The 15,256-nt window shown below is 71.5% G+C and carries 14 protein-coding genes; 7 read left to right on the top strand and 7 right to left on the bottom strand.

Annotated elements, in window-relative coordinates; translation table 11 throughout:
* Positions 1–54: 54 nt before the first annotated feature.
* Positions 55–990: a hydroxymethylbilane synthase gene (gene hemC, locus ABB07_RS35755; protein WP_208902596.1), complete on the top strand. Its 936-nt coding sequence runs from the start codon at positions 55–57 to the stop codon at positions 988–990.
* A gap of 30 nt (positions 991–1,020) precedes the next feature.
* Here hemC and ABB07_RS35750 read toward each other — a convergent pair whose 3' ends face one another.
* The 4 genes from ABB07_RS35750 to ABB07_RS35735 form a co-directional block, all read right to left on the bottom strand.
* On the bottom strand, positions 1,021–1,545 hold the full coding sequence (locus ABB07_RS35750) for a hypothetical protein (RefSeq protein ID WP_208902595.1): 525 nt from the start codon (positions 1,543–1,545) through the stop codon (positions 1,021–1,023).
* A gap of 190 nt (positions 1,546–1,735) precedes the next feature.
* Positions 1,736–2,596 carry an ABC transporter permease gene (locus ABB07_RS35745; protein WP_208902594.1) on the bottom strand — a complete coding sequence of 287 codons (861 nt, stop codon included), beginning with the start codon at positions 2,594–2,596 and terminating at the stop codon, positions 1,736–1,738.
* The gene (locus tag ABB07_RS35740; RefSeq protein WP_208903760.1) at positions 2,556–3,404 is read right to left on the bottom strand and encodes an ABC transporter ATP-binding protein; all 849 of its coding nucleotides are present in this window, start codon (positions 3,402–3,404) and stop codon (positions 2,556–2,558) included. Before ABB07_RS35740 ends, ABB07_RS35745 begins: the two co-directional genes overlap by 41 nt.
* 476 nt (positions 3,405–3,880) lie before the next feature.
* Entirely contained in the window at positions 3,881–4,366 is a 486-nt protein-coding gene (locus ABB07_RS35735; protein WP_208902593.1) for a MarR family winged helix-turn-helix transcriptional regulator, read from the bottom strand.
* Between the two features lie 263 nt (positions 4,367–4,629).
* Here ABB07_RS35735 and ABB07_RS35730 point away from each other — a divergent pair, with 263 nt between their 5' ends.
* Positions 4,630–5,421 carry an RNA polymerase sigma factor SigF gene (locus tag ABB07_RS35730; protein ID WP_208902592.1) on the top strand — a complete coding sequence of 264 codons (792 nt, stop codon included), beginning with the start codon at positions 4,630–4,632 and terminating at the stop codon, positions 5,419–5,421.
* Positions 5,422–5,468: 47 nt separating this feature from the next.
* Here ABB07_RS35730 and ABB07_RS35725 read toward each other — a convergent pair whose 3' ends face one another.
* A complete protein-coding gene (locus ABB07_RS35725; protein WP_208902591.1) occupies positions 5,469–5,783 on the bottom strand; it encodes an ANTAR domain-containing protein in 315 nt (104 codons plus the stop codon).
* A 128-nt stretch (positions 5,784–5,911) separates the two neighbouring features.
* On the opposite strand from ABB07_RS35725, the gene ABB07_RS35720 reads away from it, so the two are divergent.
* Positions 5,912–6,721: a VOC family protein gene (locus ABB07_RS35720; RefSeq protein WP_208902590.1), complete on the top strand. Its 810-nt coding sequence runs from the start codon at positions 5,912–5,914 to the stop codon at positions 6,719–6,721.
* On the opposite strand, the gene glgX is transcribed toward ABB07_RS35720, so the two are convergent.
* Positions 6,722–8,872 (bottom strand): glycogen debranching protein GlgX, encoded by a 2,151-nt coding sequence (glgX, locus tag ABB07_RS35715; RefSeq protein ID WP_208902589.1) that lies wholly within the window; start codon positions 8,870–8,872, stop codon positions 6,722–6,724. It lies immediately after the preceding gene.
* Positions 8,869–9,414, bottom strand: coding sequence for a pep a2 (locus ABB07_RS35710; RefSeq protein WP_208902588.1), 546 nt, complete (start codon positions 9,412–9,414; stop codon positions 8,869–8,871). The genes glgX and ABB07_RS35710 overlap by 4 nt, the downstream gene beginning before the upstream one ends.
* A gap of 330 nt (positions 9,415–9,744) precedes the next feature.
* On the opposite strand from ABB07_RS35710, the gene ABB07_RS35705 reads away from it, so the two are divergent.
* From ABB07_RS35705 to ABB07_RS35690, 4 genes are all read left to right on the top strand, one after another.
* On the top strand, positions 9,745–10,044 hold the full coding sequence (locus ABB07_RS35705) for a DUF5133 domain-containing protein (RefSeq protein ID WP_055708622.1): 300 nt from the start codon (positions 9,745–9,747) through the stop codon (positions 10,042–10,044).
* A gap of 106 nt (positions 10,045–10,150) precedes the next feature.
* Positions 10,151–12,142: an alpha-1,4-glucan--maltose-1-phosphate maltosyltransferase gene (locus tag ABB07_RS35700; RefSeq protein WP_208902587.1), complete on the top strand. Its 1,992-nt coding sequence runs from the start codon at positions 10,151–10,153 to the stop codon at positions 12,140–12,142.
* Complete coding sequence (gene treS / locus ABB07_RS35695; RefSeq protein ID WP_208902586.1) at positions 12,139–13,857, top strand: maltose alpha-D-glucosyltransferase; 1,719 nt, start codon at positions 12,139–12,141, stop codon at positions 13,855–13,857. Before ABB07_RS35700 ends, treS begins: the two co-directional genes overlap by 4 nt.
* A 31-nt stretch (positions 13,858–13,888) precedes the next feature.
* Entirely contained in the window at positions 13,889–15,253 is a 1,365-nt protein-coding gene (locus tag ABB07_RS35690) for a maltokinase N-terminal cap-like domain-containing protein (RefSeq protein ID WP_208902585.1), read from the top strand.
* The last annotated feature ends 3 nt before the right edge of the window (positions 15,254–15,256 follow it).

Genomic DNA, 15,256 nt, shown 5'->3' with positions numbered 1-15,256 from the left:
GCAGCACGAGTGGGCCCCGGCCGGGCGCCCGGCTGGAGGGTCTATCGTGTCCTCATGTCCGTCCCGGAACTGATCCGAATCGTCTCCCGCGACTCCCCCATGGCCCTGGCCCAAGTCGAGCGGGTCCGCGCCGAGTTGGCCGTGCTGCACCCGGGTGTGCGCACCGAGGTGGTGCCGGTGAGGACCACCGGCGACAAGTGGCTCGGCGATCTGTCCAAGGTCGAGGGCAAGGGGGCGTTCACCAAGGAGGTCGACGCGGCCCTGCTGGCCGGGGAGGCCGATCTCGCGGTGCACTGCGTCAAGGACGTGCCCGCCGACCGGCCGTTGCCCGCCGGGACGGTGTTCGCCGCCTTCCTGAAGCGGGACGACGTCCGGGACGCGCTGATCCACCCGGGCGGGCTCACCCTGGACGAGCTGCCGGCCGGCACCCGGATCGGCACGTCCTCGGTGCGCCGCGTGGCCCAGTTGGCCGCCACCCACCCGCATCTGGTGTGCGTGCCGTTCCGCGGCAACGCCAACCGCCGGCTGGAGAAACTGGCCGCCGGGGAGGCGGACGCGCTGCTGCTGGCGGTGGCCGGCCTGGAGCGGATCGGCCGGACGGACGTGATCAGCGAGGTGCTGTCGGCCGAGACGATGATGCCGCCGATCGGCGCCGGCATCCTCGCCCTGCAGTGCCGGGAGGACGACATCGATGTGATCGACGCCGTCAGCGGGCTGGGCGACCCGGACACGTATCGCGAGGCGACGGCCGAGCGGATGTTCCTGCATGTGCTGCAGGGTCACTGCAACAGCCCCATCGCCGGCTACGCGCGCGTGGACCGCGGCGGGGAACTGTCCCTGCGGGCCTGTGTGTTCACCCCGGACGGCAAGACCCGGCTGAACGCCCACGAGTGGGCCGGACGGCTCGACCCGGCCACGCTCGGCACGTCGGTCGCGGTGGCGCTGCTGCGGCAGGGCGCGCGCGAGATCATCGACGGTATCCCGCACTGACCGTACTGACCCTACGACGGCGCCCCCGGCTCAGGCGGCGCCGGGCTCGGTCTGGTCCTTCAGGAAGGCGCTGACCTGGTGGGCCAGGCTGTGCTGCCCGGCGGCCGCGGGGGCGGCCGCCGTGGTCGCCTCCAGGACGCCGATGCCACCGGTCCACAGCCGGCGGTCGGTCCACTCCTCCTCCACCCGCAGCTGCACCTGCACGTCCACGTGGGTCAGGGCGCCCTCGGGAGCGGCGGCGTAGAGCACGGCGGTGGCCCGGCGCAGCGGATAGACGTCGAAGCCCTCGATGAACTGCGAGTTGCGCCAGTCGATGAACGCGCTCTCGCCGTCGGAGCCGACCCGGACGTCGATCTGGCCGTCCTCCAGGTGGATGCCGTAGTGCCGGGCACCGCGGTTCTCCACCGTCACCCGGACACTGAAGTACGTCAGACCCGCGGCGGCGTCGTCACGTCCGCGCGGCGGCTCCGCGGCCTCCAGACGGTGGACGCGGACCCGCAGACCGGCATGCTCGTCGTACTCGTGCCAGTCCCCGACCACGTTCGGCTCGTACACAGTGCCCCTCTCGACCTCCGAGAGCTGCTGTCTATCTGTGCGCCGAGCGCACTGTCAAATGCGCAGAATGCGCTGTGGCCAGGGAGTTCACCCGCTTTGATCGCTGATCAAGCGCTGCCCAGGAAGGATGCGTTCGCGGCGCTTTCGGCGGGGGTACGCGCGCGTGCCGCACATCACGTCCACGGCAAGATCACCGGGCCAGCCGGCCGAGCAGTGAGGAGGCCGCCGCGATGCCCAGCGCGGCGGCCACCGCGAGGACCGCGAAGTCGGTGCCGAGGTGCGCGGGCGTGCCGAGCAGCAGGCCGCGCAGGGCGTCGACCTGGTAACTCAGCGGGTTCACCGTGCTGACGGCCTGCAGCCAGCCCGGCATCACCGAGACGGGGTACAGGGCGTTGGAGCCGAAGAACAGCGGCATGGTGATGGCCTGCCCGAAGCCCATCAGCCGGTCGCGGCTGAGCACGATGCCGGCGATGGTCATCGACAGGCAGGAGAAGAACGCGGAGGCGAGGACCACCGCGAGGGCGACGCCGAGCAGCTTCAGCGGGTTCCAGGTCAGGGCGACGCCGAGCAGGGCGGCGATGACGAGCACGACGATCGCCTGGATCAGCGACTTCACCCCGGCGGCGAACGCCTTGCCGGTGATCAGCGCCGAGCGCGGGGTCGGGGTGACGAGGAGCTTGTTCAGGATGCCCGCGTCGCGTTCCCAGATGATCTGGATGCCGTAGAAGATCGCGATGAACATCGCCGACTGGGCGATGATGCCGGGCGCCATGAAGTCGATGTACGGGACGCCGCCGGTGGGGATCGCCCGTATCCGGGTGAAGGTCTGACCGAAGATCAGCAGCCACAGCGCGGGCTGGACCGCGCGGGTGTACAGCTCGGTGCGGTCGTGCCGCAGCTTCTGCAGTTCGACGGCGCACATGGCGGCGACGCGGGCGGGCAGCAGCCGCCAGCCGGCGCGCGGCTCGGGCGGACTGAGCAGCAGGGCGGTGCCGCTGCCGGGCGGGCGGTCAGCCGACGCGGCGCGCGGTGCGGCGGGTGCTGCGGACATCGCGGAAACCTCCTCCGGAGTGGTCGTCGAGGCCGCTGCCGGCGACGTCGCGGAAGACGTCCTCCAGCGTGGGCAGGGTGTCGGTGCCCTGGCGTTCGGCGAGGTCGCGGCGCAGCTCGGCCGGGGTGCCGAGGGCGCGGATGCGGCCGCGGTGCATCAGGCCGACGCGGTCGCAGTACTGGTCGGCCTCGTCCATGTAGTGGGTGGTGACGAGGACGGTCATGCCGGTGGCCGCGCGGACGGCGTTGATGTGGTCCCAGACGCCGGTGCGGGCGATGGGGTCGAGTCCGATGGTCGGCTCGTCGAGGATCAGCAGCCTGGGCGCGCTGACCAGTGCCTGGGCCAGCTCCAGGCGACGGACCATGCCGCCGGAGTAGGTCCCGGCGAGCCGGTCGGCGGCGTCCGCGAGCCCGACGGCGGCCAGCGCCTGGCCGACCCGTTCGGCACGCTCGCGGCGGGGCACGTCGAAGACCCGGGCGAACAGGGCCACGTTCTCCCGGCCGGTGAGCCCGCTGTCGGCGGACAGCTGCTGCGGGACGTAGCCGAGCAGCCGGCGCACCGCCATCCGCTCCTTCGCCGCGTCGTGCCCGAACACACCGACCGTGCCCGCGGGGACCGGCAGGAGCGTGGTGATACAGCGGATGGCGGTGGTCTTCCCGGCCCCGTTGGGACCGAGCAGCCCGAACACCTCCCCCTGCCGAACGGCCAGGTCGAGCCCGTCGACGGCGAGCGTGTCACCGAAGGCGTAGGCGAGCCGGGTACAGCTGACGGCGTCGGCGACCGGGGTGCCGGCGGGCCCGGGGCGCACGACTTCGGCGGCTGCGCCGACGGCGCCGACGGGGGCGGGGGCGGCCTCGGGACGCGCGGCCCCGGCGGCCGTACCGACGGCGTCGGTGACCGGGGCGGGGGCGGCTGCGGGGCGCGCGGCTTCGGCCGGTGGGGCGGTAGCGGCGGATGCGGAGGCCGCGTCGCCGGTGCTGGTGGAACGGGTGGCTGCGCCGGGGGGTTCGGCGGGCCGGCCGGGGGCCGCACCGGCGCCGCCGGCTGCGGCAGGTACGTCGGCGGGGTTCACGGCGTCACCAGTGGTGCCGGTGGTGTCCACCGCATCGCCGGGGCCGTCGGCGGTCTCCGCATCGCCAGGGGTGTCACTGGTGCCGACAGCGGCCGCCGGGGCGGCAGCGGTGCCGGTGTCGCCACAGCTGTCCGTGGGGCCGGCGTCGTCGGGGGTTTCCGTGCTGTCCCTCGTCATGGGTTCTGGACCTCCGTCATGGTCGTCGGCCTCCGTCATGCGTCCTCGGCCTCCTCGTGCAGGCCGGCCGCCAGCTCGCGCAGCGCGGGCAGGGCCGCGCGCAGGGCCTCCCGGTCGGTGTCGTCGAGGCGGGACACGTGCCGGCCGACCAGTTCGGCCCGGCGTCGCTTCCAGTCGCCGAGCCGCTTCTCGGCGGCCGCCGTCAGCTGCAGCCGGGCCGCGCGCCGGTCGGCGGGGTCGGTCTCGCGCAGCAGGTGTCCGCCCCGGACGAGCTGGTTGACCAGGGTCGACACGGAGTTGCCCGCCAGGTGCAGGGCCTTCGCCGCGTCCGAGACGCCGATGCCGGGGCGGGAGTCGACGAGCCGGAGCAGTTCCACCTCGGCGCCGCGCAGCCGGGGCCCGTCCAGCCCGCCGCGCAGCCGCCGCCGGATCAGCCGCTGGATGCGCACCAGCGCGTCCGCCAGTTCCTCCGGGAAGGCCTCGGACTCCGTTGCCGCTCGCCGCGCCGCCTCGGTCTCCATGCCAGAAGATTACCTCTGCTACAGAGGTAATGCCTCGCCAAGTGGGGCCAAGGGCAGGTCAAAGACGGGTGCGGTCGCATCCCATTTGTACTTAATTGTTTTGCGATGTCCGGGAGCGGGAAAACGAAGGACAGTGCTTCGGACCGGAGGCACGTCCGTGGGAGTCGGCTCCTTTGCCGCACGCCCCGCTTCCTCCTTTCCCGGTCCGAGCGCGCCTCCCACGGTGTCTGTAGATCCAGCACCTGCTGAGAGAGGTGCGCACCATGCGTGTCACCGGCAGTACGACCTCCCATCCCCACGACGACGCCCCCGACACGGCGCAGTCCTTCGAGCGGCTCGCGACGCTGCCCGAGGGCCCCGAGCGGCGGGCGTTGCGTGATGAACTGGTCCAGCTGTGGCTGCCCATGGCCGAGCGGATCGCCGTACGGTTCCGCGGCCGCGGGGAGACCCTGGAGGACCTGTACCAGGTGGCCGCCCTCGGCCTGGTCAAGGCCGTCGACCACTACGATCCCGGGCGTGGCCGCGCCTTCGAGGCGTACGCCGTGCCCACCATCACCGGTGAGATCAAGCGCCACTTCCGCGACCACATGTGGACCCTGCACGTGCCGCGCCGGGTGCAGGACCTGCGCAACCGGGTCCGCGCCGCCGGCAAGGAACTGGCCCAGAGCACTTCGGGGCGCCCGCCCACCGTGGCGGAGATCGCCGCCCACACCCGGCTCACCGAGGACGAGGTGCGCACCGGCATGGAAGCGCTCGAGTGCTTCTCCGCGCTGTCCCTGGACGCCGAGGTGGCCGGCACCGACGGCTACGCGCTCGGGGACTCCCTGGGCGGCCCCGACCCCGGATACGAGCTCGTGATCGACCGGACCGCCGTCCGGCCCTGTCTCGAGGCCCTGCCCGAACGCGAGCGCATCATCCTCTACCTGCGGTTCTTCCGTGGGATGACGCAGAGCCGGATCGCCCAGCAGCTGGGCATCTCGCAGATGCACGTCTCACGGCTGCTCAGCAGCTGCTTCGACCGGCTGCGCGAGGAACTGCTCGCCGAGGTCCGCTGAGCCCCGAGGTCCGCTGAGCCCCGAGGTCCGCTGAGCCCGCCGGGGCCTCACTCCGGCGAGGCCTCGGGCACCTGAGTGGGGCCGTACCGGTCCAGGGCGTCCTCCAGCGCGGTGAGCACATCGGCCGGGATCTCGCCGCGGCGGCCCCAGATGAGGATCAGCTCCGCGATGTTGCGCAGCTTGATGTTGGTGTGCTGGGAGACCTCCCTCAGCACCTCCCAGCCCTCGTCCGGAGTCACCCTGCCCAGGGCCACCACCATCCCGATCGCCTGGTCGACGACCGCGTGGGAGATCACGGCCTCCTTCATCTGGTCGACCTCGGCCTGCAACTCGGAGATCCGCTCGGACTCGCTCGCGCCCATGCCCCCATCGTGCTCGCCTGCCTGGACCGGTGCCACCGCGGGTACTCGACAGGCAGCCGACCCGCTTCCGGTCGGACACTGGTGCGAGAGCGGTGGCCGCCCGGCCCCGAGAGCAGGACGCGACTGACATGAACCACAACGCCCCCGTCAGTGGTGGACCGCGGACACGAGACGTCCTCTCCACGCACTCCGTCTTCGGCGCCCCGTGCTGGGTGAGCCTGACCAGCCGTGACCTCGAGGCCACCCAGGACTTCTACTCGGCCGTCCTGGGCTGGCGCTGGCGCGGCGCCAAACTCGGCGAGCACTTCCGTATCGCCCTGGCGGACGGGGTGCCGGTGGCCGGGATCGCCGCCGTCGCCGCCATGTGGCAGATGGCCGTGGCCTGGACGCCGTACTTCGCCGTTCCGGACGCCGATGTGGCGGTGTCCCGGGTCCGCGAGCGCGGTGGTACGGCGGCCGTGGGGCCGCTGTCCTTCCCGCCGGGCCGGGCCGCGCTGCTCGCCGACCGGGACGGGGCGACCTTCGGGATCTGGCAGGGGGAACTGGTCGGCAACTGGGAGGCCTGGCGGCGGGCGTCGCCGACGTTCATCCGGCTGCACACCCGCGACGCCTTCGACGCGGCGCTGTTCTACGGCGAGATCCTCGACTGGGCGTCCGGTAAGCCGGGCTGCTGCGAGGTGGAGTACGAGGGCGGTGAGGTGGTGCTGCGCAGCGAGGGCGACATCGTGGCGCGCATCGACTCGGGCGCGGTGGAGTCGGCGCCGGATCCCTCCGTACGGCCGCACTGGCAGATCCACTTCGCCGTCGCGGACGTCACGGGCTGCGCCCGGGCTGCGGAGAAGCACGGCGGCAGCGTGCTGAGCGAGAACGAGGACGAGGCGATCCTCCGCGACGCCGATGGTGCGCAGTTCACCGTCACCTCGCGCCGGCTGCGCTGATCAGCTCGCCGCCCGGGACGGACGCGACAGCAGAACGAGGCTGCGGGCCTCCACGCGGAGCCGCGTGGAGGCCTTGCGTTCGCGCTCGTCGGGGATGCCGTCCGGGTCGGCGGTGTCGATCAGGGTCGTCCAGCGCTCGCCGAAGGTGTCGTCGGGCAGGCGGAAGTCCACCGGTTCCCAGTAGCCGTTGACGAGCAGCAGGAAGGAGTCGTCGACCATCCGGCGGCCGTAGGGGTCGCGTTCGGCGATGGCGTCGCCGTTGAGGAACACGCCCACCGAGTGCGCGTCGCCGCGCTGCCAGTCCCGGGCGGTCATCTCGCGGGCGTCGGGCCTGAGCCACATCAGGTCGGGCAGCGGCTGCCTGGCGTCGGTCACGGTCTCGCCGCGGAAGAAGCGGCGCCGCCGCAGCACGGGGTGCGCGGCCCGCAGCGCGATCACGTGCCGTGTGAAGTCCGCGAGGCCGCGCTGCTCCTCGGTCAGCTCCCAGTCGATCCAGGAGATCTCGTTGTCCTGGCAGTAGGCGTTGTTGTTGCCCCGCTGCGTGCGGCCGAGTTCGTCGCCGTGGCAGAGCATCGGGATGCCCTGCGACAGCAGCAGCGTGGCCAGCAGGTTGCGCTGCTGGCGGGCGCGCAGTTCGAGGACGGCCGGGTCCTTGGTGGGGCCCTCCGCGCCGCAGTTCCAGGACCGGTTGTGGCTCTCGCCGTCCCGGTTGTCCTCGCCGTTGGCCGCGTTGTGCTTGTCGTTGTACGACACCAGGTCGCGCAGGGTGAAACCGTCGTGCGCGGTGACGAAGTTGACGCTCGCGCGCGGCCGGCGCCTGCTGTGCTGGTACAGGTCGGAGGAGCCGGTCAGCCGGGAGGCGAACTCGCCGAGCGAGCCGGGCTCGGCCCGCCAGAAGTCCCGTACGGCGTCCCGGTACTTGCCGTTCCACTCCGACCACAGCGGCGGGAAGTTGCCGACCTGGTAGCCGCCCTCCCCCACGTCCCAGGGCTCGGCGATGAGCTTGACGCGGCTGATCACCGGGTCCTGCTGGATCAGGTCGAAGAACGCCGAGAGCCGGTCCACCTCGTGGAACTGCCGGGCCAGCGTGGCCGCGAGGTCGAAGCGGAAGCCGTCCACATGCATCTCGGTGACCCAGTACCGCAGCGAGTCCATGATCAGCTGGAGCACGTAGGGGTGGCGCATCAGCAGGCTGTTGCCGGTGCCGGTGGTGTCGTAGTAGTGCGCCCAGTCACCGTCGACCAGGCGGTAGTAGGACGCGTTGTCGATGCCCCGGAAGGACAGCGTGGGGCCCCTCTCGTTGCCCTCGGCGGTGTGGTTGTAGACCACGTCGAGGATCACTTCGAGGCCGGCCGCGTGCAGCGCCTTCACCATCGCCTTGAACTCGTTGACCTGCTGGCCGCGACTGCCGAAGGCGGCGTAGGCGTTGTGCGGGGCGAAGAAGCCGATGGTGTTGTAGCCCCAGTAGTTGGACAGGCCGCGGTCCTGCAACACGCCGTCCTGCACGAACTGGTGCACCGGCATCAGCTCCACCGCGGTCACGCCGAGCGAGGTCAGGTGCTCGATGACGGCCGGGTGGGCGAGGCCGGCGTAGGTGCCGCGCAGCCGCTCGGGGACGTCCGGGTGGGTCATGGTGAGGCCGCGCACATGAGCCTCGTAGATGACCGAGTCCGAGTACGGCGTCCGGGGCGGGCGGTCGTCGCCCCAGTCGAAGTACGGGTCGGTGACCACGCCCAGCATGGAGTGCCCGGCGCTGTCGGCCGGGGCCGGGCCGTCCGGGGCGCGCTCGTACAGCGAGGCGTGGTTGTCGATCTGGCCGTCCACGGCACGGGCGTACGGGTCGAGCAGCAGCTTCCGCGGGTTGCACCGGTGGCCGAGCGAGGGCTGCCAGGGGCCGTGCACGCGGTAGCCGTAGCGCTGGCCCGGCGCGATGCCGGGCAGATACGAGTGCCAGACGAATCCGTCGACCTCGTGCAGGCGTACCGGGATCTCCTTGCCGGCGTCGTCGACGAGGATCAGCTCGACCCGCTCGGCGACCTCGCTGAACAGGGCGAAGTTGGTGCCCTGTCCGTCGAACGCGGCACCCAACGGGTAGGGCTGCCCGCTCCACACGGGCACGGGCAGCCCTTTGCGTCGCTTGCGGGCGGTCACCGGCTGCCCTCCAGGGCGTCGTCCGCCACAGCGGCCGGCGCGGCGAGCGTGTCGTCCACCGCTCCGGCCGGCCCGGCCAGTACCACCACCGGCGCCTCGCGCGGCACCTGGAGCCCCTCCCGCAGCGTCGGCGCGGGGGCGGTCGGCACCAGCGGGACGCGCTGGCCGGCGCGGGCGCGCTGCGAGAACCAGATGATCTTGCTTCCGGTGTCCGAGGCGCAGCACCCCCAGCCGTCGCTCATGGCGGCGATGTCCGCGAGACAGGCCCGCAGGTCCTGGTCGGGGCGCAGGTCCGGGTCGTCGTCGCCGAAGGCGGTGATGAGGTGCTGGCCGTTCCACCACATCTCGATGGAGGTGTGCTTGTCCTTCGCGTGCTCGTCGATCGCCCGCAGCAGCAGTTCCGCGCCGCGGCAGACGGGATCCGCGAGGTTCTCGAGGTCCCAGTAGCGGAGGTGGGCGGCCAGGATGCGGCTGACCTGACCCACCCGTTCCGGGCTGACTTCCACGTCGAGGTGGTAGTAGCAGGGCACTGCGGTCTTCATCGTCGCTTGCTCCTCACCGGCGAAGCTCTCGCTCCCCTCGCCCGTCCGGGAGGGATCCCGGATGCCCGTCCGGGAAAAGAGTCCCGGACACATAGCGTGAGCGCTGATCGCTTCTGAGTCACCTCCACGGTGAGGGCGCTACGCCATTCGTGCAACACGAGAGTCCGACACGCCATCCGTCGTTGAAGATCCAACAAGACGCTGCGTCGTCGTCCGTGCACCATAAGTGAAAGCCTCGATCGCCGTAACGGTGCCGTGCCCTCCCGCGCGCGGACACCACCCGACCGTCGGGAACGCGCCCAGTCGAGAGCGTGGAAGGTGAAGAGGGCAATGCTGCTACCCGCCAAGGCCGAAGTGGCCCGGGCGTTGCGGCGTTACCGGGCGTGGGAGCGCGTGATGCTCGCCTCGCCCCACGACCGCACGGTCCGGGCCACCTTCGAGGACTCGGGCTACACGCTGTGCGTGCTGATGGGCAAACGCTGCGCCCGCGAGGCCGCGGACGCCGCCGAACGCTATCTGCGCACCAATCTGGTCACCTACCTGCGCGAGCAGGACGGACGGCCGCGGCCGCACCGATCGGCCAGAAGAGCGCCGCCACCGGAGCGGCGTTCCACGGCGCCAAGCCCCTGAGCTGGCACCGTACAAGGCGTTCCCCCGGGGCCGGCGTGAGTCGGCCCCTCTCGGATCGCGAAGCCGGGCCGGGTGCCCGGCTTCGCGCACGGCGGAGGTGAGATACATGCCCAGGACCCCGGCCATCGGCCGCGTACCGGTACGTGACGTCCGGCCGGCCGTTGAGTGCGGCAGGCGCCCGGCGAAGGCGGTGGCCGGGGAGACCTTCCGGGTCACGGCCACCGTGTTCCGTGAAGGGCATGACGCCGTGGGCGCCAATGTGGTCCTGCGCGATCCCAGGGGCCGCCGTGGCCCGTGGACGCCGATGCGGGAGCTGTCCCCCGGCAGTGACCTGTGGGGCGCGGACGTCACCCCGGACGCGACGGGCCGCTGGACCTTCCGGGTGGAGGCCTGGAGCCATCCGCTGGCGACCTGGCGGCACACCGCCTCGGTCAAGGTGCCGGCCGGGATCGACGTCGGGCTCGTCCTGGAGGAGGGCGCCGAGCTCTACGAGCGTGCGGCCGCCGGAGTGCCGAAGGGCCCGGAGCGACATGTGGTCCTCGCCGCCGCACAGGCCCTCGGCGACGACTCCCTGCCGGTCGACGAGCGCCTGCGGGCGGCCCTGTCGCCCGAGGTGGACGCGCTGCTGAGCCGCTATCCGTTGCGGGAGCTGGTCACCACCTCCGACCCGATGCCGCTGCTGGTGGAGCGCGAACGCGCCCTGTACGGCTCCTGGTACGAGTTCTTCCCACGCTCGGAGGGCACCACCGAGCAGCCCCACGGCACCTTCCGTACGGCCGCGCGCCGGCTGGAGGCGATCGCGGAGATGGGCTTCGACGTCGTCTACCTCCCGCCTATCCACCCCATCGGCACCACCTTCCGCAAGGGACCCGACAACACGCTCACCGCCGGACCGGACGACGTGGGCGTGCCGTGGGCGATCGGCTCGCCGGAGGGCGGGCACGACGCCGTCCACCCGGACCTGGGCACGATCGAGGACTTCGACTGGTTCGTGGCCCAGGCGCGCGCCCACGGCCTGGAGATCGCCCTCGACTTCGCCCTGCAATGCTCCCCGGACCATCCATGGGTGCACAAGCATCCGGAGTGGTTCCACCACCGGTCCGACGGCACGATCGCGTACGCGGAGAACCCGCCGAAGAAGTACCAGGACATCTACCCGATCGCCTTCGACGCGGACATGGACGGGCTGGTCGCGGAGACGGTACGGATCCTGCGGCACTGGATGGACCACGGGGTGCGGATCTTCCGGGTGGACAACCCGCACACCAAGCCGGTCGTCTTCTGGGAGCGGGTCATCGCCGAGGTCAACGGCACGGACCCGGACGTGATCTTCCTGGCGGAGGCGTTCACCCGGCCGGCGATGATGCACACCCTGGCCCAGATCGGCTTCCAGCAGTCGTACACGTACTTCACCTGGCGCACCACCAAGCAGGAACTCACCGAGTACCTGGGCGAGTTGTCGGGGGAGGCGGCCACCTACATGCGGCCCAACCTCTTCACCAACACCCCGGACATCCTGCACGCCTACCTCCAGCACGGCGGGCGCCCGGCCTTCGAGGTGCGGGCCGTGCTCGCCGCGACCCTCTCCCCCACCTGGGGCATCTACAGCGGCTACGAGCTGTGCGAGAACACCCCGCTCAGGCAGGGCAGCGAGGAGTACCTCCACTCGGAGAAGTACCAGCTCAGGCCCCGCGACTGGGAGACGGCCGCACGCGAGGGCCGGACCATCGCCCCGCTCATCACCCGGCTCAACACCATCCGACGGCAGCACCCCGCGCTGCAGCGCCTGCGGAACCTCCGCTTCCACCAGACCGACAACGATGCCGTGCTCGCCTACAGCAAGAGCACGGGGACGGACACGGTCGTCGTGGTCGTCAATCTCGACCCGCACCACACCCAGGAGGCCACGGTCTCGTTGGACATGCCGCAACTCGGCCTGGACTGGAACTCCGCCCTGTCCGTGCACGACGAACTGACGGGCGAGACGTACCACTGGGGCAGGACCAACTACGTGCGCCTGACGCCCGGCAGCGCGCCGGCACACGTGCTCCACGTCGGGCGTCCGGCGCCCCGGAACGGAGGGCCCGCAGCCTCATGACCGTCAACGAACCCGTGCACGACACCTTCGAGGACACACCCGCCAAGGACCGGGACCCGGAGTGGTTCAAACGCGCCGTCTTCTACGAGGTCCTGGTCCGCTCCTTCCAGGACAGCAACGGCGACGGCATCGGCGACCTGAAGGGTCTGACGGCCAAGCTGGACTATCTGCAGTGGCTGGGGGTGGACTGCCTGTGGCTGCCCCCCTTCTTCAAGTCGCCGCTCAGAGACGGCGGTTACGACGTCTCCGACTACACCGCCGTCCTTCCGGAGTTCGGTGACCTCGCCGACTTCGTGGAGTTCGTGGACGCCGCCCACCAGCGCGGCATGCGCGTGATCATCGACTTCGTCATGAACCACACCAGCGACCAGCACCCGTGGTTCCAGGAGTCCCGCAGGAACCCCGACGGCCCGTACGGGGACTACTACATGTGGGCCGACGACGACAAGCAGTACGAGGACGCCCGGATCATCTTCGTCGACACCGAGGCCTCCAACTGGACCTTCGACCCCGTGCGCGGCCAGTACTACTTCCACCGCTTCTTCTCGCACCAGCCGGACCTCAACTACGAGAACCCGGCGGTCCAGGAGGAGATCCTGGCGGCCCTCAGGTTCTGGCTGGACCTCGGCATCGACGGCTACCGGCTCGACGCGGTCCCCTATCTCTACGCCGAAGAGGGCACCAACTGCGAGAACCTGCCGGCGACCCACGAGTTCCTGAAGCGGGTCCGGCGCGAGATCGACGCGATGTACCCGGACACCGTGCTGCTGGCGGAGGCCAACCAATGGCCCGAGGACGTCGTCGACTACTTCGGGGACTACTCCTCCGGCGGCGACGAGTGCCACATGGCCTTCCACTTCCCGGTCATGCCGCGCATCTTCATGGCCGTACGGCGCGAATCGCGCTACCCCGTCTCCGAGATCCTCGCCAAGACCCCGGCGATCCCGTCGAACTGCCAGTGGGGCATCTTCCTGCGCAACCACGACGAGCTGACCCTGGAGATGGTCACCGACGAAGAGCGCGACTACATGTGGGCCGAATACGCCAAGGACCCACGGATGCGCGCCAACATCGGCATCCGCAGGCGCCTGGCCCCCCTCCTCGACAACGACCGCAACCAGATCGAGCTGTTCACCGCCCTGCTGCTGTCCCTGCCCGGCTCGCCGATCCTCTACTACGGCGACGAGATCGGCATGGGCGACAACATCTGGCTCGGCGACCGCGACGCCGTCCGCACCCCCATGCAGTGGACCCCCGACCGCAACGCCGGCTTCTCGACGTGCGATCCGGGGCGGCTCTATCTGCCGACGATCATGGACCCGGTCTACGGCTACCAGGTCACCAACGTCGAGGCCTCGATGTCCTCCCCGTCCAGCCTGCTGCACTGGACCCGCCGCATGATCGAGATCCGCAAGCAGAACCCCGCCTTCGGACTGGGCTCGTTCACGGAACTGCAGTCCTCCAACCCGGCGGTCCTGGCGTTCCTGCGCGAGTACGGCGACGACCTGGTGCTGTGCGTCAACAACTTCTCCCGGTTCGCGCAGCCGACCGAACTCGACCTGCGGACCTACGACGGCCGGCACCCGGTCGAGCTGATCGGCGGTGTCCGCTTCCCCGCGATCGGCGAGCTTCCCTACCTGCTGACCCTGCAAGGCCACGGCTTCTACTGGTTCCGGCTCACCCGAGTCGCATCCCGCATCGGCCGCCGTCGCTGACCGACCGGCGCCGAGGAAAGGACGCGTCACCATGCCGAAGACCATCACTGTCCGACCGAGAACGGTGGCGGGTCTCGACGGGCCGCTGGCCTCGCTCGGCGGGCTGCTGCGCCAATGGCTGCCGAGGCAACGCTGGTTCGCGGGCAAGGACCGGCCCGTCACCGACCTGTCGGTGCTCTCCGTGACCGAACTGTTCCCGGGGTGCCTGCACCTGCTGGTGCACGCCTCGCACGCGCCCGTCCCCACGCCGGGCGGCAGCTCCCCGCCCGGTGACTGCTACCAGCTGCTGCTCGGCCTGCGCGAACACCTCGCCCCGCGTCTGGAGCGGGCGTACATCGGCCGGGCCGAGCAGGGTCCGTTCGCCGGGCTCGCGGTCTACGACGCGCTGCACGACCCGCGCTCGGCGAACCTGCTGCTGGAGCGGCTGCGGCAGCCCGGCGCGGCCGGCCCCCTGCGGTTCGAGGCCGACCCGGCCGCCCCCGTGCCCGGCGGCCTGCCGCCGCGCCTGCTGGACGCCGAGCAGTCCAACTCGTCGATCGTCTACGGCGACGCGTACATCCTGAAGGTCTTCCGCCGGATCCAGCCAGGCGTCAACCCGGACCTGGAGGTGACGGCCGCGCTCGCCGCTCAGGGGTGCACCCGGGTGCCGGCGCCGGTGGCCTGGTTCGGTACGACCGCGCCGCAGCAGGCCACCCTGGGCGTGCTGCAGCCCTTCCTGCCGGACGCCACGGACGGCTGGACGCTGGCGCTGCGCGCGCTCGCCGCCGGTGACGACTTCACCGCCGAGGCCCGCGAACTGGGCCGGGCCATGGCCGAGGTGCACCTCGCGCTGGCCGAGGCGTTCGGTCCGGCCGGGCCGGGCGAGAACGGCCGTACGGCCGAGGCGATGTGCGCGCGGCTGGACGCGGCCGCGCACGCCGTGCCGGGGCTGGTGCCCTACGTGCCGGGACTGCGGGCCGCGTTCCGGGCGCTCGCCACCTGCGACACCGGGCCGCCCGCCCAGCGCATCCACGGCGATCTGCACCTCGGGCAGGTGCTGCAGGCCGGCCGCGACTGGTTCGTCATCGACTTCGAGGGCGAACCGTCCCGGCCGCTCGCCGAGCGGCGGGCCCCGCACTCCCCGGTACGGGACGTGGCGGGGATGCTGCGCTCCTTCGACTACGCGGCCCGGCAGCGCCGCCCCTGGCGACCCGAATGGGCGCGCCGCTGCCGGGAGGCGTTCTGCGCGGGCTACGCGGCCCGCGCCGGCTGGGATCCACGCAAGAAGCACGCGCTGCTGCGCGCGCACGAGACGGACAGGGCGGTCTACGAGGTGCTGTACGAGGCAAGACACCGGCCCGACTGGCTGCCGGTACCGATGGCGGCGATCAAGCGGCTCGCCGTGTGGGGAGGATGACGT

The organism is Streptomyces incarnatus, assembly GCF_001027185.1.
GTDB classification, from domain to species: Bacteria; Actinomycetota; Actinomycetes; order Streptomycetales; family Streptomycetaceae; genus Streptomyces; species Streptomyces puniciscabiei.
The sequence above is the reverse complement of the archived record's forward strand: the minus strand, read 5'-3'. Positions and strand labels throughout refer to the sequence as shown.